The organism is Scandinavium hiltneri, assembly GCF_024764835.1.
In the GTDB taxonomy this organism is placed as follows: Bacteria; Pseudomonadota; Gammaproteobacteria; order Enterobacterales; family Enterobacteriaceae; genus Scandinavium; species Scandinavium hiltneri.
On the sequence record NZ_JALIGE010000076.1, the window covers coordinates 879,253 to 904,353 of the forward strand.

Annotated in this window: 23 protein-coding genes; 9 read left to right on the plus strand and 14 right to left on the minus strand. The window is 55.9% G+C overall.

Annotated features, from left to right (window positions below):
- Positions 1 to 164 precede the first annotated feature (164 nt).
- Together MUU47_RS21600 and malI are read left to right on the plus strand one after the other, a co-directional pair.
- Positions 165 to 1,664 carry a PTS transporter subunit EIIC gene (locus tag MUU47_RS21600; protein WP_258990198.1) on the plus strand — a complete coding sequence of 500 codons (1,500 nt, stop codon included), beginning with the start codon at positions 165 to 167 and terminating at the stop codon, positions 1,662 to 1,664.
- Positions 1,665 to 1,753: 89 nt separating this feature from the next.
- A complete protein-coding gene (malI, locus tag MUU47_RS21605; protein WP_258990199.1) occupies positions 1,754 to 2,770 on the plus strand; it encodes a Mal regulon transcriptional regulator MalI in 1,017 nt (338 codons plus the stop codon).
- A gap of 94 nt (positions 2,771 to 2,864) precedes the next feature.
- Here the strand turns inward: malI and cysS are convergent, their stop codons facing one another.
- The gene (gene cysS, locus MUU47_RS21610) at positions 2,865 to 4,250 is read right to left on the minus strand and encodes a cysteine--tRNA ligase (protein ID WP_258990200.1); all 1,386 of its coding nucleotides are present in this window, start codon (positions 4,248 to 4,250) and stop codon (positions 2,865 to 2,867) included.
- Positions 4,251 to 4,422: 172 nt separating this feature from the next.
- On the opposite strand from cysS, the gene ppiB reads away from it, so the two are divergent.
- Positions 4,423 to 4,917: a peptidylprolyl isomerase B gene (ppiB, locus tag MUU47_RS21615; RefSeq protein ID WP_110511279.1), complete on the plus strand. Its 495-nt coding sequence runs from the start codon at positions 4,423 to 4,425 to the stop codon at positions 4,915 to 4,917.
- 3 nt (positions 4,918 to 4,920) lie between these two features.
- Positions 4,921 to 5,643, plus strand: a complete 723-nt coding sequence (gene lpxH / locus MUU47_RS21620) for a UDP-2,3-diacylglucosamine diphosphatase (RefSeq protein WP_258990201.1) — start codon at positions 4,921 to 4,923, stop codon at positions 5,641 to 5,643.
- A 24-nt stretch (positions 5,644 to 5,667) separates the two neighbouring features.
- On the opposite strand, the gene MUU47_RS21625 is transcribed toward lpxH, so the two are convergent.
- Positions 5,668 to 5,928, minus strand: coding sequence for a DUF2534 family protein (locus MUU47_RS21625; RefSeq protein ID WP_159752595.1), 261 nt, complete (start codon positions 5,926 to 5,928; stop codon positions 5,668 to 5,670).
- 214 nt (positions 5,929 to 6,142) lie between these two features.
- Positions 6,143 to 6,307, minus strand: coding sequence for a hypothetical protein (locus MUU47_RS21630; RefSeq protein WP_258990202.1), 165 nt, complete (start codon positions 6,305 to 6,307; stop codon positions 6,143 to 6,145).
- Between MUU47_RS21630 and purE the strand changes: the two genes are divergently transcribed.
- The gene (gene purE, locus MUU47_RS21635) at positions 6,306 to 6,815 is read left to right on the plus strand and encodes a 5-(carboxyamino)imidazole ribonucleotide mutase (protein ID WP_258990204.1); all 510 of its coding nucleotides are present in this window, start codon (positions 6,306 to 6,308) and stop codon (positions 6,813 to 6,815) included. The genes MUU47_RS21630 and purE overlap by 2 nt on opposite strands.
- Positions 6,812 to 7,879, plus strand: coding sequence for a 5-(carboxyamino)imidazole ribonucleotide synthase (gene purK, locus MUU47_RS21640; RefSeq protein WP_258990206.1), 1,068 nt, complete (start codon positions 6,812 to 6,814; stop codon positions 7,877 to 7,879). The genes purE and purK overlap by 4 nt, the downstream gene beginning before the upstream one ends.
- Before the next feature lie 47 nt (positions 7,880 to 7,926).
- On the opposite strand, the gene MUU47_RS21645 is transcribed toward purK, so the two are convergent.
- Genes MUU47_RS21645 through MUU47_RS21660 form a run of 4 tightly spaced genes read right to left on the minus strand, consistent with a single transcriptional unit; the run spans position 7,927 to position 12,575 of the window.
- A complete protein-coding gene (locus MUU47_RS21645; protein WP_258990207.1) occupies positions 7,927 to 8,826 on the minus strand; it encodes a carbamate kinase in 900 nt (299 codons plus the stop codon).
- Positions 8,823 to 9,638, minus strand: coding sequence for an oxamate carbamoyltransferase subunit AllH family protein (locus tag MUU47_RS21650; protein ID WP_258990209.1), 816 nt, complete (start codon positions 9,636 to 9,638; stop codon positions 8,823 to 8,825). The genes MUU47_RS21645 and MUU47_RS21650 overlap by 4 nt, the downstream gene beginning before the upstream one ends.
- A complete protein-coding gene (locus tag MUU47_RS21655; RefSeq protein WP_258990210.1) occupies positions 9,639 to 10,898 on the minus strand; it encodes a YlbE family protein in 1,260 nt (419 codons plus the stop codon).
- Between the two features lie 9 nt (positions 10,899 to 10,907).
- Positions 10,908 to 12,575, minus strand: coding sequence for an acyl-CoA synthetase FdrA (locus tag MUU47_RS21660; RefSeq protein WP_258990211.1), 1,668 nt, complete (start codon positions 12,573 to 12,575; stop codon positions 10,908 to 10,910).
- A gap of 313 nt (positions 12,576 to 12,888) precedes the next feature.
- On the opposite strand from MUU47_RS21660, the gene allD reads away from it, so the two are divergent.
- From allD to allE, 3 genes are read left to right on the plus strand one after another with little or no spacing between them, the layout of a single operon-like run.
- A complete protein-coding gene (gene allD / locus MUU47_RS21665; RefSeq protein WP_258990212.1) occupies positions 12,889 to 13,938 on the plus strand; it encodes an ureidoglycolate dehydrogenase in 1,050 nt (349 codons plus the stop codon).
- Positions 13,939 to 13,954: 16 nt separating this feature from the next.
- Positions 13,955 to 15,193, plus strand: a complete 1,239-nt coding sequence (gene allC, locus MUU47_RS21670; RefSeq protein WP_258990213.1) for an allantoate deiminase — start codon at positions 13,955 to 13,957, stop codon at positions 15,191 to 15,193.
- 2 nt (positions 15,194 to 15,195) lie between these two features.
- Positions 15,196 to 15,981 (plus strand): (S)-ureidoglycine aminohydrolase, encoded by a 786-nt coding sequence (gene allE, locus MUU47_RS21675; protein ID WP_258990214.1) that lies wholly within the window; start codon positions 15,196 to 15,198, stop codon positions 15,979 to 15,981.
- 58 nt (positions 15,982 to 16,039) lie between these two features.
- Here the strand turns inward: allE and glxK are convergent, their stop codons facing one another.
- The 7 genes from glxK to gcl form a co-directional block, all read right to left on the minus strand.
- Positions 16,040 to 17,182 (minus strand): glycerate 3-kinase, encoded by a 1,143-nt coding sequence (gene glxK, locus MUU47_RS21680; protein WP_258990215.1) that lies wholly within the window; start codon positions 17,180 to 17,182, stop codon positions 16,040 to 16,042.
- A 23-nt stretch (positions 17,183 to 17,205) separates the two neighbouring features.
- Complete coding sequence (locus MUU47_RS21685) at positions 17,206 to 18,507, minus strand: uracil/xanthine transporter (RefSeq protein WP_258990216.1); 1,302 nt, start codon at positions 18,505 to 18,507, stop codon at positions 17,206 to 17,208.
- Between the two features lie 53 nt (positions 18,508 to 18,560).
- Entirely contained in the window at positions 18,561 to 19,922 is a 1,362-nt protein-coding gene (gene allB / locus MUU47_RS21690) for an allantoinase AllB (RefSeq protein ID WP_258990217.1), read from the minus strand.
- Between the two features lie 49 nt (positions 19,923 to 19,971).
- A complete protein-coding gene (locus tag MUU47_RS21695) occupies positions 19,972 to 21,426 on the minus strand; it encodes an allantoin transporter (RefSeq protein WP_258990218.1) in 1,455 nt (484 codons plus the stop codon).
- 99 nt (positions 21,427 to 21,525) lie between these two features.
- On the minus strand, positions 21,526 to 22,404 hold the full coding sequence (glxR, locus tag MUU47_RS21700) for a 2-hydroxy-3-oxopropionate reductase (RefSeq protein ID WP_258990220.1): 879 nt from the start codon (positions 22,402 to 22,404) through the stop codon (positions 21,526 to 21,528).
- 84 nt (positions 22,405 to 22,488) lie between these two features.
- The gene (gene hyi, locus MUU47_RS21705) at positions 22,489 to 23,268 is read right to left on the minus strand and encodes a hydroxypyruvate isomerase (protein ID WP_258990221.1); all 780 of its coding nucleotides are present in this window, start codon (positions 23,266 to 23,268) and stop codon (positions 22,489 to 22,491) included.
- 12 nt (positions 23,269 to 23,280) lie between these two features.
- Entirely contained in the window at positions 23,281 to 25,062 is a 1,782-nt protein-coding gene (gene gcl, locus MUU47_RS21710; RefSeq protein ID WP_258990222.1) for a glyoxylate carboligase, read from the minus strand.
- Between the last annotated feature and the right edge of the window lie 39 nt (positions 25,063 to 25,101).

Here is a 25,101-nt window from a genome sequence, read left to right on the forward strand (position 1 = left end):
GCGCAACTTCAAATATTCGATAACCGTATGGCAACAATCCAGATTTTTGTTGCCGGGTAATATCGGTTTTGCCACTATAAGTAGAACGTTCTACTAAAACGTTCTACTCACAACAACAGCACGTAATCAGTGCATCTCAGGGTCTCAGGTCGGGGGAAAACAGCATGGGTCTGTTCTCAGGGTTTGTTAAATCGTTGTCAAAATTATCCATGATTGGTCGTGCGCTGATGCTGCCAATTTCACTGCTGCCTGCGGCCGGTTTGCTGCTGGCGTTCGGTGATAAATTCCATATGCCGTTAATGATGAACGCCGGCGGGGTTATTTTCGATAACCTGCCGATGCTGTTCGCCATCGGTTCTGCGGTCGGGCTGGCGTCCGAATCAGGGATTGCAGCGTTATCCGCGGCGGTGTCGGTGTTTGTCACCAACATCACCATCGGCACCGTGCTGAGCATTACGCCAGAAATGGCCTCTCAGGGCGGGAAATATGCAATGGTCGTCGGCATTCCGACGCTGCAAATGGGCGTCTTTGGCGGCCTGATTTGCGGCGTGCTGGCGGCATGGTGCTACAACCGCTTCCACAAGATGCAGCTGCCGGAATTCCTCGGCTTCTTCTCCGGCAAGCGCTTCGTGGCAATCGCGACGGCGTTTCTGTCGTTCATCATGGGCCTGCTGCTGCCGTATATCTGGTCACACATTCAGTCTGGCATCGACGCCCTGTCGGTGGTGGTCAACGGTGATAATCAGGCGGCATCGACCTTTATCTTTGGTCTGGTTGAACGCGCGCTGATCCCGCTCGGCCTGCACCACATCTGGTATCCATCGTTCTGGTACTCCTTTGGCGATTACACCACTCAGGCAGGCCAGGTGATTCACGGCGACCAGACCATCTGGTTCAAAATGCTGGAAGAAGGCGTGAAATCCTTCAGCAGCGACAGCTACCAGAATGCCGGTAAGTTCATGCAGGGCGAGTTCCCGCTGATGCTGTTCGCACTGCCAGCGGCGTGTCTGGCGATGTACCACGAAGCGCATACCGCTAACAAAAAAATCGCAGCGGGGATCTTGTTCTCTGCAGCCCTGACCTGTTTCCTGACAGGCATCACCGAGCCGGTTGAATTTACCTTCATCTTTGTGGCGCCAATTCTGTACGTCTTCAACGCCATCATGGCCGGTCTGGCGTACATGACCATGTACCTGATGCACGCCCACATCGCCAAATCGTTCTCCGCCGGGTTCATCGACTATCTGTCGTTCGGTATTCTGCCGTCGTTTAACGGCTATCAGACAAACTTCCTCAGCGCGGTGATTATCGGTATCCCGATGGGGCTGATTTACTACTTCACCTTCCGTTTCGTGATTCGTCGCTTTGACGTCAAAACGCCGGGTCGTACCAGCGTGACTGCCAATGCAAACGACAAAACCGACACTGAAATCGCGACTGAAATTATCGGCCTGCTGGGGGGTGCGCAGAACATCGATTCCGTCGGTTCCTGCATTACCCGTCTGCGTCTGGAAGTGGCAAAGAGCGATATCGTGGACAAAGATGGCCTCAACGCCGTTGGCGCTCGCGGCGTGGTGTTCATCGGTGATACCGGTATCCAGGTGATTTTTGGTGCCAGAGCGCAATTTATCGCACAAACCATGTCGACGATGATTGGCAAATAAGCGGAAGATGATACGCTGTCAACGTCTCCTGCCCGTGCGGGAGACGTTTTTTATCTGTTTGATTGCGGCGAGTTTTTCAGGGAGCAGGTTTGAAAAAAGTCAGCATTATCGATGTGGCGAAACAGTCGGGCGTTTCCGTCTCCACCGTCTCTTTGGTTCTGCGCCAGAAAGGTAAAATTTCCGACGCCACCATTGAGAAAGTTCAGGCCGCCATCGCCCAACTTGGTTACGTGCATAACGTCGCTGCCGCCAACCTGCGTTCCAATACTTCCAATCTGATTGGCCTTATCCTGCGCGATTTCAGCGACAGCTTTTCCATCAAAGTAATGGCAAGCGTGGTTCAGGAGCTGGAGAAGCAAGGGTTTATGGTGTTTCTCGGTCAGCCACAGGATGACCACGCCAGCCTCGAACGTTGCCTGCTGTCGTTCAAACAACAGGGCGTAGCGGGCGTGATTTATCTGGCATCCGACACCAAACGCCCTCATCTGCCGGAGCAAATTCGCGCGTGTCCCTTACCGTTAGTGGTAGTGTCTCAGTCGCTGATGGAAGAAAACTGCAATCTGGTGATGCGCGATAACCGCCAGGCGGCGAGCCTCGCGACCCGCTATCTGATTGAGCGCGGACACCGCAGCATTGGCTATATCGGCGGCCAGGACGAGTGCCTGATTCGCCAACAGAGGCTGCAAGGTTTTCGCAGTACGCTGGTGCAAAATGGCATGGTGTACAAAGAAGATTCGGCCCCGGCATGCAGCGATGATACACATGCGGCCAGCATCGCCACCCGGCAATTGCTGGAGAAAAATAACACCCTCACCGCCCTGCTGTGTCATTCTCCGGACGCGATGATCGGCTGTATCAATGGCATTCATCAGGTCGGGCGTACCATCGGGAAAGACGTGTTCCTGACGCAGCAGGTGGCGCTGATCGGCTTTGAAGATATGCTGCACATCAATCTCACCTCCCCGTCGTTCACCTTTGTCTCCTCCGCCAGTGAAGAAACGGGCCGACAGGCGGCAAGTCTGATCATCCGTAAACTCAAAGAACCCGAGTTACAAACGCAGAAAGTCACGCTGTCAGGCCAGCTAATCGCCCGAGAATCAGCATAAAAAAACCCGGTGGCGCTACGCTTGCACGGGCCTACGTTTGTCGTTGTAGGACCGGTCAGCGCAGTGCCACCGGGCAGTTAAATCAGATAACGTGTTATTTACGACGCCAGGTTGTCCCCTGTGCGCCGTCTTCCAGCACGATACCCATTTCGTTCAAACGGTCACGCGCCGCATCCGCCGCCGCCCAGTCTTTTGACTGACGCGCGTCCAGACGCTGTTTGATCAACGCTTCGATTTCAGCCACTTCGCCGTCATCTGCCTGCGCGCCACCCTGCAGGAACTCTTCCGGATCCTGCGCCAACAGGCCCAGCACGGCAGAGAGTTTACGCAAATGTGCCGCCATGGCGTTCGCCGCAGCCACATCTTCGCCCTTCAGACGGTTCACTTCACGCGCCATATCGAACAGCACGGAGTAGGCTTCCGGGGTGTTGAAATCGTCGTCCATCGCGTCACGGAAACGCGTTTCGAACGCGTCGCCGCCCGCCGCCTCTACGCTGGCATCGGTGCCGCGCAGCGCGGTGTACAGGCGCTCAAGCGCAGAACGTGCCTGCTTGAGGTTATCTTCGCTGTAGTTCAGCTGGCTGCGATAGTGGCCGGACATCAGGAAATAACGCACGGTTTCCGCGTCGTAATATTTCAGCACGTCACGCACGGTGAAGAAGTTGCCCAGCGATTTGGACATTTTTTCGCGGTCAACCATCACCATCCCGGAGTGCATCCAGGTGTTGACGTACTCGCCATCGTGCGCACAGGTTGACTGCGCGATTTCATTCTCATGGTGCGGGAACATCAGGTCCGAGCCACCGCCGTGAATGTCGAAATGGGAGCCGAGCTGCTTGCAGTTCATGGCGGAACATTCGATGTGCCAGCCTGGACGCCCGTCGCCCCACGGTGACGGCCAGCTTGGCTCGTCGGCTTTGGACATTTTCCACAGCACGAAGTCCATTGGGTTACGCTTCACGTCAACCACGTCAACACGGGCACCGGCCTGAAGATTGTCGAGATCCTGACGCGACAGCAGGCCGTAGTTTGGGCAGCTCGGCACCGAGAACATCACGTCGCCGTTGTCTGCCACGTAGGCATGACCCCGTTCGATCAGGCGTTCGGTTATTTCAACTATTTCATGAATGTGGTGCGTTGCACGCGGTTCGTTGTCCGGGCGCAGGATATTCAGCGCATCAAAATCGTTGTGCATTTCGACAATCATGCGATCAACCAGCGCCACAAAATCTTCGCCGTTTTCATTAGCACGCTTGATGATTTTGTCGTCAATATCGGTGATGTTACGCACGTACTTCAGCTGGTAGCCGAGAAAACGCAGGTAGCGCGCTACCACGTCAAAGGCAACAAACGTACGGCCATGGCCGATATGACAGAGATCGTAAACGGTAATACCACACACGTACATGCCGATTCCCCCGGCATGAATAGGTTTGAATTCCTCTTTTTGGCGCGTCAGTGTATTAAAGATTTTTAACATTGAAGATTCCATGTAAACGAGTGTGGTCGTAAAGCGGATATTCTACCTGTAATTCGATCCGGAAGCAGCACGCAATGCAAGGTGATCGAACCCGGCGGTTATGCTATAACAACCCCCTATACGTGACCCGCCAGCGGGTATTCGCACCACAATATCGGAACAGGATGCAAAAATGGTTACTTTCCACACTAATCACGGCGATATCGTAATCAAAACGTTTGATGATAAAGCGCCTGAAACAGTTAAAAACTTCCTGGACTACTGCCGCGAAGGTTTCTACGACAACACCATTTTCCACCGTGTTATCAACGGTTTTATGATCCAGGGCGGCGGCTTTGAGCCGGGCATGAATCAGAAAGAAACCAAAGATCAGATCAAAAACGAAGCGAACAACGGCCTGAAAAATACCCGTGGTACGCTGGCAATGGCCCGTACTCAGGCGCCACACTCTGCTACCGCACAGTTCTTCATTAACGTCGTTGATAACGACTTCCTGAACTTCTCCGGCGAAAACCTGCAAGGCTGGGGTTACTGCGTATTCGCAGAAGTGGCTGAAGGCATGGACGTTGTTGATAAGATCAAAGCCGTGGCAACTGGCCGCAGCGGCATGCACCAGGACGTTCCTAAAGAAGACGTTATTGTGACAAGCGTGACCGTCAGCGAGTAATTCGTGGCGACACTCTTTATTGCAGATTTGCATCTGCACACAGAAGAACCGGCGATCACCGCCGGTTTTCTGCGTTTTTTACGAGGTGTTGCCCGCAGCGCCGACGCGCTTTACATTCTTGGCGATCTGTTTGAAGCCTGGATTGGCGATGACAGTCCTGAACCCCTTAATCGTGAAATAGCAAAAGAAATCAAAGCCCTGGTCGATTCAGGTGTGCCCTGTTTCTTCATCCACGGCAACCGTGACTTTCTGCTTGGCAAGCGTTTTGCCCGTGAGAGCGGTATGACGTTACTGCCCGAAGAACAGTGTCTGGATCTGTATGGCCGAAAGGTATTGGTAATGCACGGCGACACGCTGTGCACCGACGATCCCGGGTATCTGGCCTTCCGCGCCAAAGTGCATCAGCCCTGGCTGCAAACGCTGTTTCTGGCCCTGCCGCTGTTTATCCGTCGTCGCATTGCCGCCAAAATGCGCGATGACAGCAAAAATGCCAACAGCCATAAATCGATGGAAATCATGGACGTCAACGCCCACGCGGTGATCGACGTGATGGAAAAGCATCAGGTGCAGTGGCTCATACACGGGCACACGCATCGCCCGGCAGTCCACGAACTCACCGCGAACGAACAACCCGCTTTTCGCGTGGTATTAGGCGCGTGGCACAGCGAAGGATCGATGATCAAAGTGACCACCGATAACGTCGAATTGATCGCCTTCCCTTTCTGAACTGCTTTTTCTCAAGCGAACAAATTAACCACGATCGTCTTTCGGGCCGAGGAAGTAGAAACCAAACGGCAGTGAGCCAATGATGGTGAACATAATGCTGTAGATGGTGGCCCATGCGCCCTGAATGAAGTACATCGACACGCTCCACTGATCCATCGGCAGGTTGTATTGATCCTCAACCCCCTGGAACGTGACTTTGGACACCACCGTTACCGCAATAATGAAAACGATAGCAACGGCGGTCAGAAATTTTTTCCCCTCCGGGGTGCGAAGTATTGCCAGCATACCTTCTCCTCATGAAATGCTGCGCTGCGTAATACGTCGGATGACGACGCAGTCGATATTTTCTAACAGGTAAGTCCACGCGTGACTTTACCGTATTTATACTCGTCATACTTCAAGTTGCATGTGCGTTGGCTACACCTGCTCACCCCAGTCACTTACTTTAGTCAGCTCCTGGGGACTCACAGGCTTGCCGCCTGCCTGCAACTCGAATTATTTAGAGTATATCCGCGTTATGGGTCAGATTTACAGGAACAGAAAAATCGGCGCCGTATTCGCCGCTTTCATAACCGCGCAACCGTTTTCCTTGGCGTTTTTCCATGCTATTCTCTGTGTCCTTCAAAGCAGTGTGTTCCACACCCACAGGAGTTTTAAGACGCATGTCTTCCCGCAACAATCCGGCGCGAGTCGCCATCGTGATGGGGTCCAAAAGCGACTGGGCTACCATGCAGTTTGCCGCCGAAATTTTTGATTCCCTGAATGTTCCACACCACGTGGAAATCGTCTCCGCCCATCGCACGCCCGACAAACTGTTCAGTTTTGCCGAAACGGCAGAAGACAACGGCTATCAGGTGATTATTGCGGGTGCAGGAGGTGCAGCGCATTTGCCGGGAATGATTGCAGCGAAAACTCTGGTGCCGGTGCTCGGCGTGCCCGTTCAGACCGCGGCCCTGAGCGGCGTGGACAGCCTCTACTCTATCGTCCAGATGCCGCGCGGTATTCCGGTGGGAACGCTGGCGATTGGCAAAGCAGGCGCCGCCAACGCCGCCCTGCTGGCGGCACAAATCCTTGCGACGCACGACCGCGAATTGCATCAGCGCCTGGCGGACTGGCGTAAAGCGCAGACCGACGAGGTTCTGGAGAATCCGGACCCGCGGGGTGACGCATGAAACAGGTTTGCGTCCTCGGCAACGGTCAGTTAGGCCGCATGCTGCGCCAGGCCGGTGAACCGTTGGGGATCGACGTCTGGCCGGTCGGCCTAGAAGCCGATCCGGAAGCCGTGCCGTTTCAGCAAAGCGTCATTACGGCTGAAATTGAGCGCTGGCCGGAAACCGCGTTAACCCGCGAACTGGCGCGTCATCCGGCGTTCGTTAACCGCGACGTCTTTCCGATAATCGCCGACCGCCTGACGCAAAAACAGTTGTTCGACAAGCTGAGTCTCGCCACCGCGCCGTGGCAGCTGCTGGCGGAGAAAACCGAATGGCCCGGCGTGTTTGAGAATCTCGGCGAACTGGCCATCGTTAAGCGCCGCACCGGCGGTTATGACGGGCGTGGTCAGTGGCGCTTGCGCAGCCACGAAACCGAACAGCTGCCGGACGACTGCTACGGGGAGTGCATCGTTGAGCAAGGCATTAATTTCAGCGGCGAAGTGTCGCTGGTCGGTGCCAGAGCACATGACGGTACGACGGTGTTCTATCCGCTGACCCACAACCTGCATCAGGACGGTATTCTGCGCGTCAGCGTCGCCTTCCCGCAGGCTAATGCAGAGCAGCAGGCGCAGGCCGAAACCATGCTCACGTCCATCATGAATGAGCTGAACTACGTCGGCGTGATGGCGATGGAGTGCTTTATCACCCCTGCTGGGCTGCTGATTAATGAACTGGCCCCACGCGTGCACAACAGCGGGCACTGGACGCAAAACGGCGCGTCTATCAGCCAGTTCGAACTGCATCTGCGTGCCATCACTCAGCTGCCGCTGCCACCGCCGGTGATCAACAGCCCGTCGGTGATGGTCAATCTGATTGGTACGGACCTGAACACGGACTGGCTGAAGCTGCCACTGGTGCATCTGCACTGGTATGCGAAAGAGGTGCGTGCGGGCCGGAAGGTCGGCCATTTGAACCTCAATGACAGCGACACCGATCGGTTAAGCGCGACTCTTGAAGCGCTGGTTCCACTGCTGCCCCCGGAATATGCCAGCGGAATTACCTGGGCACAGTCTCAGTTGCGGTAATCCTCTTGCCCGGTGGCGTTACGCTGCCGGGCACATTAACGACAGTCTCACTCCAGGCTAATACAGGTTCCCGCCTGCCCGGCCAGTGTCTCCTCAATGCGCGACAGTGCGCCAATCCACGCAGGTTTTCCAAGACGGGTCACGTACCCACTGACCGCGGCCACTTTTGGCCCCATCGCGCCATCGGCTTTGGCAAACGGGGCCAGTTCCTGCGGCGTGGCCTGGCGGATCGCCCGTTGTTGCGGCGTGCCCCAGTGTTGATACACCGCATCCGCATCAGTCAGGATAACCAACCCGTCGGCCTGAATACGTTCAGCCAACAGTGCCGCCGCCAGGTCTTTGTCAATCACCGCTTCCGCCCCTGCCCCGCTTTCCAGCACTGGCACACCGCCACCGCCGCTGCAAATGACCACGTGTCCGGCCTGTAACAGCAGCTCGATGGCGTTGATATCCATGATCTGCTGCGGGAGCGGCGACGGCACCACGCGGCGCAAATGCTTGCCATCGCGCTTCATGGTCCAGCCGTGACAGGCTTCCAGCTGCGTTTGCTGCTCAGGCGCATACACCGGGCCGATAAATTTCTCCGGAGTGCTGAATGCCGGGTCATCTTTCGCCACCGCTATCCGCGTCATCACCGTGGTCACCGGCGGCATGTCTGCTTCAGTACTCAGGCGTTGGGCCAGCATATAGCCAATCATGCCCTGGCTTTCTGCTACCAGTACATCAAGCGGGTACGGCGCGACACTCTCCTGATAGGCGAGATTTTGCAGAGCCAACAACCCGACCTGCGGGCCATTACCGTGCACAATCGCCAGTCGATAGTGCTTTGCCAACCGTGCCAGGGCAGGCACTGCGCTGTCGATATTGCGATATTGATTTTCTACGGTTAGCGCTTCTCCGCGCTGAAGTAATGCATTGCCGCCGAGGGCAACCACCAGAGTTTTCATTGTGTTCCCTTGATAATCTGTTGTGCAGCCCAAAACCCCAGCAGCGTATCTGCCCCGGAGGTATGCCCGAGCGCCAGCACGGCGGCAATGGCTTCATCCAGGCGTCGTTGATGGCTCAGGGCATGGGCGAAATGCAGCAACGGTGAGGAAAAACAGCCCATCGCCGCATAGTGCAAATAATTGACGCTCACGGCAGTCGTCACCTCGTTCAGCGCACTGGACGCGGCAAAAAATGGCGCGGCGCGTGAAAGGTTCAGCGCACCGAAGTACCAGGCCGCCAGCAACATCCCGGTCAGCGCATCGTCATGGCTTGGCGTGAGGCCGGGACCTTTGCCCAGCCACACCCGCCAGTCAATCGCTTGCCCGTTCAGAGCCACGCCAAAGGCATGCGCAAACTGGCGTAACTCATTGGGCAACGGCAGCATTGACGCCTTCCATAACGGACCAAACAACCCGGTTTCTGCCGCACACTGCATCTCGCTGGCCGCTAAACGATACGGCGTAGTGGGCGGCACGAGGCGCAGCGAACAACGCCGTTGCGGCGAGCAAATGGCATAGCCGCCCAGCCTGAGCGAATGCGCATCTGACCCCACCCGGCTAGTCGGTCCGAGTGCCTGACGCAACCGATCAAAATCATCGGCACGTAGCACCCATCCGGCAGGGCTAATCCCACTGCCGATGCGATGCAGCGTCAGCATCGCCCCGCCGCTACTCTGTAGATTGATACTGCGCCGCCAGATGCCTGCCAGCCGCCAGCGCTGATCGGGATCCGTGGCCTGCAGGCTGCCGATCAACGGCGCAATAAGACGCATTTAGTTCACGCCCAGCTCATCGGCCAGCGCCAGCAGCGCCTGTTCGAAGCAGCCCAGCGGTGCCCTGACCGTACCCGCGCCAATCTGGCCAATCCCGGCCTCCTGGTGAGCAATCCCGGTATTGATCAACGGCGTGATCCCGGTTTCCACCACTCGCCGGATGTCCAGCCCCAGACAAGCACCCTGGAAATCCCAGCCGGGGATTTGCAGTTGCATGTTGCGCTCGACGAAGATTTCCGCCATTTCCTCAGAAACCGACTTCGCCGCCTCCATGCCCCCGGCGCCGACAAAACGCGTCACCCCCGGGGCCGCAATCATCGCCGCGCCGCCAATACCAAAGGTTTCGGTAATGGCGCTGTCCCCCATATCCGGGTTAGCCTGCTGCTGGCTGAAACCGGTGAAGAACAATCCCTGCGGCGTGTTGACCGGCGCGGTAAACCAACGCTCGCCCAGACCGCTAACGCGAATGCCGAACTGATTACCGTTGCGGGTCATGGCGGTCACGATGCTGCCTGCCCGCACCTGCGCCCCGGCGTCCATCGCCGCTTTGCAGTAAGCCATTGCCACGTTGAGGAAGAACTGATCGGTGAGGCTAAGGAAATCGAGGACTTCGGCAATCTGCTGCTTATCATGATTCAGACGGGCAATCTGCGGGGACAGCACGCGCATCAACAGCGCCGAGGTGGCGATATTGCGCTGATGGAATTCATCACCCATGGTGATGCCCTGCGCCATCATGGCGGTCAGATCGATGCCACGTTCAAAGGTGCCCAGCACCGCACTCAGTACCGGCCCCAGCACGTCGCGCATCCAACGCAGCCGCTGTTGAACGTCCTCGCCATACGCGCCAAAGCGCATCACTTTGCCGATCCCTTCGTTTAGATTACAAAAAGCACGGTTGCCGTCGGTAATGTTCTCCACCACCAGCATCGGCATACTGGCGGAGGTGATGCCCCCCATCGGCCCCACTGCGTTGACATGATGACAAGGGATAAACGTGACTTGCCCGTTTTCAAGCAACGCCAGCGCACTTTGCTCATTGGCGGCCCAACCTTCAAACAGGCAGGCCCCAATGCAGGCCCCTTTCATCGGGCCGGTCATCTCCTGCCAGCACATTGGCGGCCCGGCGTGCAGCAACGTTTTTCCCTGATTAAGCACAGAGATAAGCGCGGCGGCGGGTTTGACGTCGAGCCAGTGAGGACGCGCCTGACGAATACGTTCGATTACTGCGACATTGGCTTGCGCCACGGATGTAAACATTGGAACCCCTTATTGCAAACGTTCTAATAAACGCGCCAGTTGTTGATTGCCGCCCGCCACGGGCACCCATGAGTAATGCACCACCGGGGTGTCGGCAGCCTGTAAATCCAGAGCAAAACTGCGCAGCCCGGCGTTGATCACCGCCACGCCTTCCAGCAGCGCTGCAGTACTTTCTGCGAGGTGAACCGGACGTGGGCGCAATAATTCCACCGCCAGCAAGGTCGCTTCGGGCAGAGAATTGACTACCGCAATCCCGGCATCTTCCAGAATGGCAATTTGCATCGAACGCACCTGCGGATCGCGCTCGGTGCCGGTGACGGTGGCGATAACCTGAAGTGGATGTGCCGCGCTGCGTCCCGCCTGAGCTTTGGCGATGGCCTCCACCAGCGGCCCGGCAGGGGAGTCGGTCGCGCCATAGCCGAGTACCACATCGAGCATCAGAACGCTGACGTCCGGTTGCTGTCCCAGGCCGGCGACCAGTTGGTTGCGCAGGGACGGGTCGATCATCGGGTGCGGGCGACCCACGGTGTAAAAATCATCGCCCAAGTCGATAACCTGATGTCCTTGTGCATCCAGCATCATGCCGTGATGATGCAGCGGGTCAGGTTCGATCCCGAGATGGCTGGCCAGCAGCATCGCGGCTTCTGCCGCCAGGGTGCCGCCAGTGTACAGTCCGCGCAAAACACCGCCGGCAGCCGGCGCGCAGGTATCTACGCGGCTCGTAACGCGTGAAAGCAAACAGGCCAGCCGGGCTGCCTCATCCAGGGTGGCGGCAAACCAGACGTTTTCATCGCGGGCAACCGGAGAGACATAGCCGAGGAACAGCGCCACCACCGGTTTCCCGCTGGCTTTCATCGCCTGAATGACACGATGGCGCACGGTGTCTGCGGGAGGTTTGGACACAAAGGCCAGTACCTGGCTTGGCGCATCGCTCGCCAGCATCTCCAGTGCGGTCAGAGCGCTGATGCCTCCCACTTGCTCACTGAGATCGCGCCCACCCAGCCCGATGGCGTGGGTAATCCCTTCTCCGGCGAGGGCGATTTGCGACGTGAGCTCCTGGATACCGGTCCCGGAGGCACCGATAACGCCGATGTTTCCCTTGGGCATGACGTTGGCGAAAGCCAGCGGCGTCCCGGCCAAAATCGAGGTGCCACAATCTGGCCCCATCACGAGCAGCCCGCGTTCACGGGCACGCGTTTTGAGTGCAATTTCATCGTCGAGCGTGACGTTATCGGAAAATATCATCACGTTTTTGCCGCTTTCCAGCGCCTGATGCGCCAGCCCGGCGGCATACTCACCGGCAATGGAGATCAGCAGTAAATTGGCCTGGGGCAGCTTCTGACAGGCGCTTTCCCAGCGTTTCACCTGGACCAGCGACTGATCGTTACCCGTCCCCTGTGCCAGGGCTACTAGCGCGGCATCGAGTTGCTCAACAATCTGCTGAGTAACCGTCGCGTCATCGGCCAGAGTGCGAATCGCCACGCAGATATCATTCGGCGTCGCCTGCTGAAAATCGTCATGCCAAAAACCGGTGGTTTCCAGCAAGGCTTTATTGGCGGGCGTGCCCATCATTACCGACACGTCCTCTACACTTTCTGATTCGCTTAATTTACGAGAAATAATCATTAAGCTGACCGAATCCTGAAAGCACCCTTTTTTTATAAAGGCATGGATCATAACCACTCCCCAATAATTACACCGTGCATAAATACACAGGCGCTGTTAATTTGGCTCAAGGCTATACAGCAAAAGCGTGATTAAGGGTGACAGGCATCACACCCCATTTATTACACGAATTATTCGAACAGTCTCTTTGGCATTACCTGCGTAATTTTAAACACCCGACTCATTAAAAGCTTCGACAAAAATAAACTGGATTATCAAATTAATTCTAACTATCTGACTTTATCAATCCGGATCACATATTCGATTTATTTTCACGGTATGTTGACGCTTATTCAGCTCTCCACCGTCGTAAAAAGGAAGACCGATGAAAGTCAGCCGGGAAACACTCTTTCAACTTATTCAGCAGAAGTTGACCAAAGCAGGGCTTAATAGCGACCACGCCGCCACCGTTGCCGAAGTACTGGTGTTTGCGGATGCGCGGGGTATCCATTCTCATGGCGCCGTCCGCGTGGAGTATTACGCCGAGCGCATTTCCAAAGGCGGCACTAACCGCAAACCGGTCTTCCAGATGGAACAAACCGGCCCCTGTTCTGCCGTGCTTCATGCGGATAACGCTGCCGGTCAGGTTGCCGCCAAGCGGGGGATGCTGCACGCCATCGAACTGGCCCAGGAAAAAGGCGTGGCTGTGGTCGGCATCAGCCGGATGGGCCACAGCGGCGCTATCTCCTATTTCGTGCAGCAGGCTGCCCGGGCGGGGCTGATCGGCATTTCGCTGTGCCAGTCCGATCCGATGGTGGTGCCGTTTGGCGGGGCAGAGATTTACTATGGCACCAACCCGCTGGCCTTCGCCGCGCCGGGTGAAAACGGCGATATCATGACCTTTGACATGGCGACCACCGTGCAGGCGTGGGGCAAAATTCTTGATGCCCGCTCGCGTCAGGAACCCATCCCCGCGAGCTGGGCCGTCGACAGCCACGGCGCTCCTACCACTGATCCGTTTGCCGTCCACGCGCTGCTGCCCGCCGCCGGGCCAAAAGGTTACGGGCTAATGATGATGATTGACGTACTGTCCGGTATTTTGCTCGGATTACCGTTCGGTAAGCAGGTCAGTTCAATGTATGACGATTTAAGCCACGGACGTAATCTCGGCCAATTGCATATTGTCATAAACCCGGCCTTCTTCTCTTCCAGCGAAGTGTTCCGTCAGCATTTAAGCCAAACCATGCGTGAATTAAATACCATTCAGCCCGCACCAGGATTTAACCAGGTGTATTACCCTGGACAAAATTTAGATCTTTATGAAAAGGAATCAACAACCCATGGCATAGAGATTGTTGATGATATTTATGACTATCTGGTTTCAGACGCGATATATACCCGCTCGTATGAGACGAAAAATCCGTTTGCCCAGTAATAACAGGTTTTAATATATGGATAACATATTTCGCAAAGCGATAGAAGACACGCTGCCATGGCTTTCAACTTTCGGTGCCGACCCGAGTGGGGGAATAACCCGTTTACTTTATTCGCCGCAGTGGCTGGAGACCCAGCAACAATTCCGGCAGCGGATGGCCGACGACGGCCTGGAAACCCGGTTTGACGCAGTCGGAAATCTGTTTGCCCGCCTGCCGGGCACCCGCTATCCCGATGAGGTGATCCTCAGCGGCTCGCATATTGATAGCGTGGTCAACGGCGGCAATCTCGACGGTCAGTTCGGGGCGCTGGCCGCCTGGCTGGCTATTCGCTGGTTGAAAGAGACCTATGGCCCACCGCTGCGCAGCCTGGAAATGGTGGCGATGGCGGAGGAAGAAGGCAGCCGCTTCCCGCATGTGTTCTGGGGCAGCAAAAACATCATGGGCGAGGCCAACCCTGCCGACGTGCGTGATATCAGCGACGCGCAAGGCATTGGCTTTGTCGAGGCAATGCACGCCTGCGGCTTTACCCTGCCTGTCGCGGCTCTCCCGGCACGCAAGGACATCAAAGCCTTTGTCGAGCTGCATATTGAGCAGGGGCGAGTCCTCGAAACCCACCAGCAGGCGATTGGCGTGGTGCATGCGATTGTCGGCCAGCGCCGTTATACGGTCACGCTCAGCGGTGAGTCTAATCACGCGGGCAGCACGCCAATGAGCTATCGCCGCGATACGGTGCACGCTTTTAGCCGCATCTGCAGTGAATCTGTCGCCAAAGCGCGGGCGGAGGGCGATCCGCTGGTACTGACCTTCGGCAAGGTCGAGCCGCAGCCCAATACCGTGAACGTCGTGCCGGGTAAAACGCTTTTTACCATCGACTGCCGTCACACTGACGCTCTAGCGCTACAGCAATTTACCGAGCGCCTTGAAGTGGATATGCGCCAGATTTGCCAGCAGGAAAATGTCGACATCGATATCGACTTATGGATGGACGAAGCCCCGGTGCCGATGGACGCCGCCCTGGTGGCGCAGCTTACCACCCTGTGTAAATCAGAAAACCTCAACTACCGCGTCATGCACAGCGGTGCAGGCCATGATGCGCAAATTTTTGCCCCGCATGTCCCGACCTGCATGATTTTTATCCCCAGCATCGGAGGCATCAGCCATAACCCGGCAGAACGTACTCACATGACCGATCTGGCGGAGGGCGTCAAAACGCTGGCGCTGATGCTTTATCAATTGGCTTATAAGGAACTGTAACAATGGGATATCTGAATAACGTTATCGGCTACCGGGATGATTTACTGGCCAGCCGTTCCATCGTCCGCCATGGTAACTATGCCCTGCTGACGCCAGATGGTCTGGTGAAAAACATCATTCCTGGCTTTGAACGTTGCGACGTCACGATCCTCTCCACGCCGAAGCTGGGGGCGACCTTCGTTGATTACCTTGTCACCCTGCATCAGGATGGCGGCAACACGACGGGCTTTGGTGGCGAAGGAATCGAAACGTTCCTCTATGTTATCGAAGGCAGCATTAGCGTCGAAGCCGGTGGCGAGCGTTTTGCATTGACACAGGGTGGCTATCTATACTGCCCGCCGGATATGTTGATGACCTTTAAGAATCAGCAGGCTGCCGACAGTCAGTTATTCCTCTATAAGCGCCGCTATATTCCGGCTGCGGGTCACGCGCCGTATCGGGTATGCGGCCATGCCAGCCAGCTGGAGCAAGTCCATTACGAAGGCATGAACGACGTCATCCTGCTCGATTTCCTGCCTAAAGAGCTGGGTTTTGACATGAACATGCACATTCTGTCGTTTGCGCCAGGTGCCAGCCACGGCTATATCGAAACGCACGTGCAGGAGCACGGAGCCTACATTCTTTCCGGCCAGGGGGTTTATAACCTCGATAACAACTGGGTGTCGGTGAAAAAAGGCGATTACATCTTTATGGGCGCGTACTCGCTGCAGGCGGGCTATGGCGTTGGACGCGGGGAAGCCTTCAGCTATATCTATTCGAAGGACTGTAACCGCGACGTGGAAATTTAGTTTAGCTATGTTGGCTTGAGTTTGTTCTGTTTAGCCACGGCAAGCGCCGTGGCTTTTTTTACGCCATCAACTGACCGATCCTGATGACACAGGCAATGTTTCGCGCACAGTGATAGAGATTGTTTTGGCCATCGGCCAATACCTCAGGCAGCGGTGCAAGGCGCGGTAAAATGCTGAAAACCGCGTCGATACCGTGCTGATGAACCACCTCCACGCCCTCACCTAACACGCCCGCAATGCCGATCACCGGCACGTTAAACTGCTTCGCCACCCGGGCCACCCCCATCGGGGCTTTACCACCGACGGTTTGTGAGTCGATGCGCCCTTCCCCGGTGACCACCAGCGTCGCCCCGTCAATCGCCTGCGCCAGACCGACCGCCTCAATCACGATATCAATCCCCGGTTTGAGCTGCGCATTAAGGAACACCATGGCGGCAATGCCCATCCCACCCGCGGCACCGCCGCCCGGGAGCGTGCTTACCTCAACATCGGTCAACGTTTGCAGCACCCCGGCATAGCGGGTCAAACCGCGCTCAAGCGCCTCAACCATATCCAGTGTTGCCCCTTTTTGCGGGCCAAACACCGTGGCCGCCCCGCGCGGGCCAATCAGCGGATTATCCACATCGCAGGCCACCTCTATCCGGCACTTTTTCAGCAACGGATCTAACCCCTGCAGATCGACCCGCTCCACGTGCAACAGGGCCCCGCCGCTGGCTGACAGTTCCTTGCCCTGAGCGTCAAGAAAACGTGCGCCCAGCGCCTGCGCCATGCCCATACCGCCGTCTACGGTGGCGCTGCCGCCGATACCCAAAATGATATGCCCGATCCCGGCCCGCAGCGCGTGACGGATAAGCTCCCCGGTGCCGTAGCTGGTCGCCCGCAGCGGGTTTCGCGCGTCAGGCTCCACCAGCATCAACCCGCTGGCCGCGGCCATCTCAATCACCGCCGTTGCGCCATCCCCGGTCACGCCGTAGAACGCCTCAACCGGCGTTCCCTGCGGGCCAGTGACCGTCACCGGGACAATCAGTCCCGAGGTGGCGGCGACCATCGCCTCAACGGTGCCTTCGCCGCCATCGGCAATCGGTAAACACTGATATTCCGCATCGGGAAAAATAGCGGAGAAGCCCGCCTGGATTGCCTGTGCGCATTTTTGCGCACTGAGGCTTTCTTTGAATGAATCAGGGGCAATCACAATTTTCATGCTACATCCTTACGGTAGGGAGATTATTTCAGCCGTTGCCACGGAATGAGGTTGTCCATCGCCAGAGCCAGCAAAATGCCGACCAGCAAACCGTTACTCAGTAACGGCCGCACGATCAGTGGTACCGCCTGTAAATAGAGCGGCGGCAAGCCCATCAGGAAAATACCGGCGAACAGCGGTAGCGCCAGACGGTAGCAATTGCGTGGGGTCAGGGTCAGTTGTTGACTGAAAGCCAAACTTGAATAGAGCAGCGGCAGATAGGACACCAGCATGACCGCACTGCTGACCGCCAGAGGTAAAGTGCAAAACAGTCGCGTCAGCGGGGGAAACACCGCCACCGCCAGACAACACAGGCTACCAATGACAAAAGCACGCCGCGTGCTGTCGCCGGTCTGGGTAATCAGTCCAATGGAGGAAACAAACGGAGAGAACGGCACCACGCCAAGCGGAACGGTGAGCACGGTCATCGCCCCAGATACGATAAAACTGCGGGAATACGGCGAAGGGCCTGCTGTTTTCTGCGGATAAAAAACGTCCGTACCGCGCAATGCCCCGTAGGTATTCGAGACGTTAACGATACCCGCCAACAGCGCGGTCAGGATAATGCCGGGCTTCAATTCACCGCCATGGCCCAGCGGGAAGAACTGCCAGTGTGCGCCCGGGCCGCTGATTGACGGCGCGGGATAGCACAAACGCCAGGCGACCCAGCCCACCAGCGTTCCCACTAACAGTGCGTAGCGAGACACCCGAGGCGGCAGCAAAATAATCATTCCTATCACCAACAACATCACCGCCAGCGCCAGCAGAAAAGGCAGCATCTGCACGCCTTGTGCCACGTGGTCTGCGCCGAACGGCAGCCCAAGCATACCTTTGAAAAAGATGCTGGTGAGCTGCGCGCCGAGCAGCAGCATAAACACTACCATCACCGCCGGGCTGAACCAGCGTGCCAGGCGCTGGCCAAGCCCACTCGCGCCCAACACCAGCGTGAGGATCCCGGAGCAGCCAATCCCCACCGCCAGGCTCCAGGCAATGCTGTCGACCGGTGTGCCGCGTGCGGTTTCCGCGAGGGTGACGGTTAAAATAGTGCCCCACCACAACCCGGTTGGCCCTTCCATGATTGCCCGTTGATGCCCCAGAAAAGCCTGTGCCAGGCAGGCCAGCGCGGTGCTGAGAAAAGCGAACTGGATCAGGGTAAACAGGGCGGCATCGGGAAGCTGAAAGGCCGATTGCAGCGTCGGTGGAACCACGACGGTATTGCAGAAAATAAAGAAAAACCACTGGAAACCGGACAGCGCACTATCGCGGCTTAAAGACACATTCATCATCACATTACCCAGAAAAAAGCATGCCCATCCAGGGATGGGCATGCATGACCGCGTTATTGCTGGTGTTTAAGAATGAACTGACCTTTCGGCGCGATTGGGAAGCCCGCTTCGATGTCGTAAATCACATCGCCGCGCAGCAGCGTTTTAGTAATGCGCGCCCCGATGGTACGGCCTACGTATGGGCTGACTTTATGACGGTATTCCAGATCCTCGTTTTTCAGCACGTAGCTGCTGTTCGGCTGGATAAAGACCAAATCGGCATCTTTGCCTGGGGCAATTCTGCCTTTGTTCTGCAAGCCGAAAATGTCGGCCGCGTTGGTGGCCATCAGCTTGCCGAACATCGCCAGCGACATGCCGCGCTTTTGCACCGCTTCGTCAAACATCACGTCCATACAGCTTTGCAGACCGGCAATGCCGCCCCACGCCTGCATGATGTTGCCTGCTTTCATATCTGGCGGGCACGGCGAGTGGTCAGAGACCAGGCAGTCGATTTCACCATTGAACAGTTTGTCCCACATGCCTTTCTGGTTTTCCGCATCGCGGATCGGCGGTGAGCATTTTGCCAGGGTGCCAATGGCTTCAAACTGATCGGTATCCAGCACGAAGTAATGCGGGCACGATTCGCAGGTCACGTCCTGGCCTTCCTGACGGGCGCGAGTCACTTCTGCCACACCTTCCGGGCTGCTGACGTGGCATACGTGCAGGCGACAACCGGCAGACTTCGCCAGATACAGTACGCGACGAATGGCTTCTACTTCGGTAAACACCGGACGCGATGCCACATAATCATGGGCGGTCACGCGGCCTTCTTTTTTGGCTTCCTCACCCAGCTCGTCGCAGATCAGCGCGTTTTCGCAATGCACCAGCACCGGCTGGCCAAGCTTCGCCAGCGTCTGCGCGCCTTTATAAAATTGCCAGTCGTTCACATCACGGAAATCGTTGTCGATGCCACGATCGCCGCAGGTGGCGACAAAGCATTTGAAGCCAACCACGCCGACTTCATCGAGTTCGTGCAGACGGTCGAGGTTGTAGGACACCAGCCCGCCAAGCTGCGCGGCGTCAATGGTGAGCTTGCCCGCAGCGGCGTCGAATTTCAGTTCAATACTGGCGCGATCGACGGTGGCTGGCAGCTGGTTGAGGGGCATTTCAATCATGGTCGTAATGCCGCCCTTCGCCGCCGCACGCGTTCCGGTGGCGTAGCCTTCCCAGTGGGAGCGGCCTGGCTCAGAAATGTGGGTATGCGCATCCACCATTCCGGGTGAAACCACTAATCCGCTGGCGTCCATCACCTCTTTGGCCTCGCCCAGATCGTCGCCAAGAGCAACGATTTTGCCGTCCCGGACAGCGATATCAATCACTCGGGCTTCATTTTCCAGAATAACAGTGCCGTTTTTAATAATCAGATCGTAAGACATAATATTCTCCGTGTAGGTACAGTTGTTTTTATTTACGTATTGCCTGGTGCTAGCTTGCTACATGTTGCTTAGGCGCCGGTTCATTCACCGCACGTTTTTTCAATAAGGCGTAAGCGACAAATGCAAATATGACGCCGACAAACCACGAAACGCGGGATAACGGTTCCAGCAGAGGGATGAATTTTCCACCGAGGGATAAAATAACGGCGGCAACGGTGACGGAAAACGCCGTCAGGTTAAAACCATTATCGTAATATTGATAATCGCCTGCGGCGGTATACAGCTCATCAAGATTAATATTCCCACGCATGACCACAAAATAATGGGCCATCATGACACCAATCACCGGACCTAACATGCCGCCGATAATATCGAGGAATAAATAGATGCTGTTCTGATTTTCCATGAGCTTCCACGGGCAAATCAGCAGACTAATAATACTGGCAATCAGTACGCCGTTTTTATACGTCAGTTTGGTCGGGGCAATCGCGGCAATTTGATAGCCTGCCGGAATAATATTCCCGGTGGCGTTAGTCGAAATAGTGGTCATCAGAATAACCAGCACCGCAAAGAATGAGGCAAACAGGCTGTCCCATTTCTGCACAATGTCCAGTACGTTCCAGGTGTCCATACCGTAATGGATACTGGCTCCGGCAATAATGCACACGCCCGCTACCGCAAACAGCACATAGGCCACAATCAATCCCAGCGTTTGTCCCAGTGCTTGGGCGCGAAACGAGGACGCATTTTGCGTAAAGTCAGAGGCGCTTACCGCAGGTGCCGCCCAAACCGCCACGACCGCGTTGATCACCACCAGAAACAGGAAGCCGCTGTGCTCAGCTTTCTGCACCCCGGCCGGCAAATAGTCCAGAATCGGGCCGATACCGGTTAATGAAATCGCCCAGATAGCCATGCCGCCAAACACGATATAGATGCAGGGATTAAGGATCGCGGTGAACTTATTCAGCACTTTCCCGCCACCAAAACCGATACCAACGTTAACCAGCCAGAACAGCAGGAACGCAATCAGCCCCGGTAAAGACAGCCCCAGCAGTGTAAAATCACCGCCCAACGTCAGGAACGCAGGCCAGATTTTTCCGAGCAGAATAAGTAATGCCAGCGACCCGGCGTAGCACTGCAAACCGAACCACATGATAGCCGCGATACCGCCTCTTAAAATGCCAGGAAATAACGCACCACGAATGCCGTAAGACGCACGCAGGATCATCGCAAACGGTACGCCGTATTTACTGCCTGCTGCACCGTTCATTACCATTACTGCGGCAACAAAAAAGGCGCTAATAATAATTGCCAGCATAATATTCAGCGTCGATAACCCGAGAATAAAAAATCCGCCGACCATTACATAATTAGGGACGTTATGAACCGACCCCATCCATAAGGTAAAATAGTTAAAGCTCTTCCAGTTGCGTTGACTTTCTAGTTTGGGTAAGAGATCGTCACTGTAACCGCGTTTTTGGTAAAGACTTCTTTGCTGTTCCATAATGCCCTCTTTTCACGTATCGGAATAACGCTTTCACGGGTTTAGCTATGCGGAACAAAACGATGAAACTTCCCGCCGTCATAGCGGCGGGTTTAATTTTTATGCAATTTTATGGTTGGCCATTAATTCCAGCGCCTGTACCAGAGCCGAGTGATCCAGCTGGCTGCCACCGTTGGCGGCGCAAGTATTAAACAATTCCTGACAGGTCGCGGTGTTCGGTAAATTGACACCCAGCGCCCTGGCACTTTGCAGCGCAAGGTTAAGGTCTTTCTGATGTAAGGCGATTTTGAAGCCCGGATTAAAGGTACGCTTGATCATACGCTCGCCGTGCACTTCGAGGATACGCGAGGCGGCAAAACCACCCATCAACGCCTGACGCACACGTACCGGATCGGCCCCGGCCTTCGAGGCGAACAGCAATGCTTCCGATACGGCTTCAATGTTCAGCGCCACGATAATCTGGTTCGCCACTTTACAGGTCTGACCGTCACCGTTGCCGCCCACCAGGGTGATATTTTTCCCCATAATCTCAAAGAGCGGTTTCACCTGGTCAAACACATCCTGATCGCCGCCGACCATAATTGAAAGCGTGCCTTCACGAGCGCCTATTTCGCCCCCGGACACTGGCGCATCAAGATATTCACCGCCGAGTTCATTGACCTGCTTTGCAAAGCGCTTGGTTTCAATCGGTGAAATGGAGCTCATATCGACGAGGATTTTGCCCTTCAGCGACGCTTTCGCACAGCCGTACTCACCAAACAGCACCTCGTCAACCTGGGGGGTATCAGGCACCATAATAAAGATAATGTCTGACGCTTCCGTCACCTGACGCGCCGTCTCGACATTTTTCGCACCGGTTGCCAACAGTGCCTCAGCCACCGGACCGATGGTGGTCACGTGGAGCGAATGACCGGCTTGTGCCAGACGCAGCGCCATCGGCGTGCCCATAATGCCCAATCCAATAAATCCCAGTTTCATGCTATTTCCCTCTTCGTTTTCTGAATTCAGGCAACAGTTATCCCGCCGGATTTACGGTGAAATAAAAGCTGCCTGACAAAAGACTTATTTTAAATAACGACCCATCCAGCCTATTCCGGCTTCGGTGGTGTTGACGGGTTTATATTCGCACCCGACCCAGCCGTCATAATCAGATTGCGCAATCACGTCAAACAGGTAGTCGTAATTAATTTCCCCGGTTCCCGGTTCACCACGATGTGGGTTATCGGCAATTTGCAAATGACCAATATGCTCAGCCTGCTTTTGCATCGTCAGAGTTAATTCCCCTTCCATGCGCTGCATATGATAAATGTCATACTGAATTTTGACGTTGTGACAACCGATATCCTCAATCAACGCCAGTGCCTGCTGCGTGCCGGTCAGATGGAAACCCGGGATATCGAAGGTGTTAATTGGCTCAAGCAGCAACAGCAGGTCTTCTTTTGCCAGCACGTTTGCCGCAAAACGCAGATTATCCACCAGCGTTGTGTGAACCTGTTCCGGGCTGAACTGCGTCGGAGTTTTGCCTACCAGGCAGTTGATTTTGCGGTTGCCTAACGCTTTTGCATAACGCACGGCCGCCAGCACGCCTTCTCGAAACTCCGCTTCGCGCCCGGGAATACAGGCTATTCCGCGTTCCCCGGCGGCCCAGTCACCCGCCGGGAGGTTGTGCAGCGTATGTTCCAGAGAGTTCTGCTTCAGGACCTGCTGGAGCACATCAATGTCGTAGTCGTACGGGAACATAAATTCGACGCCGCGAAATCCGCAGGCTGCCGCTTTGGCAAAGCGGTCCAGGAAATCATATTCTGTAAACAGCATCGAGATATTGGCAGAAAAACGTAACATGGTGCGCCTTCCTTAGTGATATTGCATAAAGCAGGTTTCAGTCGGTGCGTCGGCGGCGCTGTCAGCCGTGGCTTCAAACTCCGTAACATTATCCAGTTCGCTACCCATCGAAATATTGGTTACGCGCTCAAGGATGACTTCCACCACTACCGGCACGCGGTATTGCGCCATCAGGGCCTTAGCCTGCTCAAACGCCGGGGCCAGATCCTGCGGGTTAAACACACGAATGGCTTTACAGCCTAAACCTTCGGCCACCTTCACGTGGTCAACGCCATAGCCGTTTACTTCGCTGGAGTTGATATTTTCGAACGCCAACTGGACGCAGTAATCCATATCAAAGGCGCGCTGTGACTGGCGGATAAGGCCCAGATAGGCGTTATTCACCAGCACATGGATATACGGAATGTTAAACTGCGCGCCGACGGCAAGTTCTTCAATCATGAACTGGAAATCAAAGTCGCCAGAAATTGCCACCACCTCACGTTTCGGATCCGCGATGCAAACGCCGAGGGCCGCCGGAAGCGTCCAGCCTAATGGACCCGCCTGGCCACAGTTGATCCAGTGGCGGTCTTTAAACACATGCAGCATTTGCGCCGCAGCGATTTGCGACAGGCCAATGGTGGTGACGTAGCATACGTCGCGGCTGAAGGCTTTGTTCATCTCTTCGTAGACGCGCTGCGGCTTGACCGGCACGTTGTCAAAGTGCGTTTTGCGCAGCAGGGTGCGTTTACGCTGCTGGCAGTCGGCCACCCACGCGTCGCGACACGGCAACTGCCCTGCTTTTTGCCGCGCTTCCGCCACTTCAACCAGCAGGGTCAGCGCCGCTTTCGCATCAGAGACAATGCCTAAGTCCGGGCACAGCACGCGTCCAATCTGCGTCGGCTCGATGTCGATATGGATGATTTTGCGCCCTTCGGTGTATTTCTCTACCGAGCCAGTATGGCGATTGGCAAAACGGTTACCAATGCCCAACACCAGATCGGAGGCCAACAGCGTTGCGTTCCCGTAGCGGTGTGCCGTTTGCAGCCCGACCATTCCGGCCATCAGTTCATGATCGTCTGGAATGCAGCCCCAGCCCATCAGGGTTGGGATCACCGGCACCTGCGTCAGCTCGGCAAAACGCTGTAACAGCGCAGCCGCATCGGCATTAATTACCCCGCCCCCGGCGACGATCACCGGATGCTCAGCCTGCAGCAGCATGTCGATGGCTCTTTCAATTTGCGCGCGGGAAGCCGCAGGTTTGTAGACCGCCAGCGGTTCGTACATGTCAGGATCAAACTCAATTTCTGCCACCTGCACGTCGTACGGCAGGTCGACCAACACCGGGCCAGGGCGGCCTGAGCGCATCAGGTGAAATGCCTGTTGCAGCACGCGCGGCACCAGCGCTGCTTCGCGCACGGTCACAGCCCATTTGCTCACCGGTTTGGCAATGGATTCGATATCCACTGCCTGAAAATCTTCTTTATGCAGACGGGCACGCGGTGCCTGGCCGGTAATGCACAGAATAGGGATTGAATCTGCCGAAGCTGAATACAGCGCGGTTATCATATCTGTCCCTGCCGGGCCAGACGTCCCCAGGCAGACGCCGATATTCCCGGCCGTTGCACGGGTGTACCCCTCCGCCATGTGGGAAGCACCTTCCACGTGGCGCGCCAGTACATGACGGATACCGCCATGTTGACGCATTGCAGAATAAAAAGGGTTAATCGCCGCACCCGGCACACCAAATGCGGTGTTCACACCTTCTTTTTCCAGGACATACATTGCCGCATCCACGGCTCGCATTCTTGCCATTTCCGTTCCACCTTAATTTTTGGAAAAATATTCCAACTT

Excerpts from the sequence above, each read along its gene's own strand:
- MUU47_RS21600 (WP_258990198.1), top strand. The coding sequence starts at position 165 with ATGGGTCTGTTCTCAGGGTTTGTTAAATCGTTGTCAAAATTATCCATG.
- cysS (WP_258990200.1), bottom strand. The coding sequence starts at position 4,250 with ATGTTAAAAATCTTTAATACACTGACGCGCCAAAAAGAGGAATTCAAA.
- ppiB (WP_110511279.1), top strand. The coding sequence starts at position 4,423 with ATGGTTACTTTCCACACTAATCACGGCGATATCGTAATCAAAACGTTT.
- MUU47_RS21625 (WP_159752595.1), bottom strand. The coding sequence starts at position 5,928 with ATGCTGGCAATACTTCGCACCCCGGAGGGGAAAAAATTTCTGACCGCC.
- purE (WP_258990204.1), top strand. The coding sequence starts at position 6,306 with ATGTCTTCCCGCAACAATCCGGCGCGAGTCGCCATCGTGATGGGGTCC.
- MUU47_RS21630 (WP_258990202.1), bottom strand. The coding sequence starts at position 6,307 with ATGCGTCTTAAAACTCCTGTGGGTGTGGAACACACTGCTTTGAAGGAC.
- purK (WP_258990206.1), top strand. The coding sequence starts at position 6,812 with ATGAAACAGGTTTGCGTCCTCGGCAACGGTCAGTTAGGCCGCATGCTG.
- MUU47_RS21645 (WP_258990207.1), bottom strand. The coding sequence starts at position 8,826 with ATGAAAACTCTGGTGGTTGCCCTCGGCGGCAATGCATTACTTCAGCGC.
- MUU47_RS21650 (WP_258990209.1), bottom strand. The coding sequence starts at position 9,638 with ATGCGTCTTATTGCGCCGTTGATCGGCAGCCTGCAGGCCACGGATCCC.
- MUU47_RS21655 (WP_258990210.1), bottom strand. The coding sequence starts at position 10,898 with ATGTTTACATCCGTGGCGCAAGCCAATGTCGCAGTAATCGAACGTATT.
- MUU47_RS21660 (WP_258990211.1), bottom strand. The coding sequence starts at position 12,575 with ATGATCCATGCCTTTATAAAAAAAGGGTGCTTTCAGGATTCGGTCAGC.
- allD (WP_258990212.1), top strand. The coding sequence starts at position 12,889 with ATGAAAGTCAGCCGGGAAACACTCTTTCAACTTATTCAGCAGAAGTTG.
- allC (WP_258990213.1), top strand. The coding sequence starts at position 13,955 with ATGGATAACATATTTCGCAAAGCGATAGAAGACACGCTGCCATGGCTT.
- allE (WP_258990214.1), top strand. The coding sequence starts at position 15,196 with ATGGGATATCTGAATAACGTTATCGGCTACCGGGATGATTTACTGGCC.
- glxK (WP_258990215.1), bottom strand. The coding sequence starts at position 17,182 with ATGAAAATTGTGATTGCCCCTGATTCATTCAAAGAAAGCCTCAGTGCG.
- MUU47_RS21685 (WP_258990216.1), bottom strand. The coding sequence starts at position 18,507 with ATGATGAATGTGTCTTTAAGCCGCGATAGTGCGCTGTCCGGTTTCCAG.
- allB (WP_258990217.1), bottom strand. The coding sequence starts at position 19,922 with ATGTCTTACGATCTGATTATTAAAAACGGCACTGTTATTCTGGAAAAT.
- MUU47_RS21695 (WP_258990218.1), bottom strand. The coding sequence starts at position 21,426 with ATGGAACAGCAAAGAAGTCTTTACCAAAAACGCGGTTACAGTGACGAT.
- glxR (WP_258990220.1), bottom strand. The coding sequence starts at position 22,404 with ATGAAACTGGGATTTATTGGATTGGGCATTATGGGCACGCCGATGGCG.
- hyi (WP_258990221.1), bottom strand. The coding sequence starts at position 23,268 with ATGTTACGTTTTTCTGCCAATATCTCGATGCTGTTTACAGAATATGAT.
- gcl (WP_258990222.1), bottom strand. The coding sequence starts at position 25,062 with ATGGCAAGAATGCGAGCCGTGGATGCGGCAATGTATGTCCTGGAAAAA.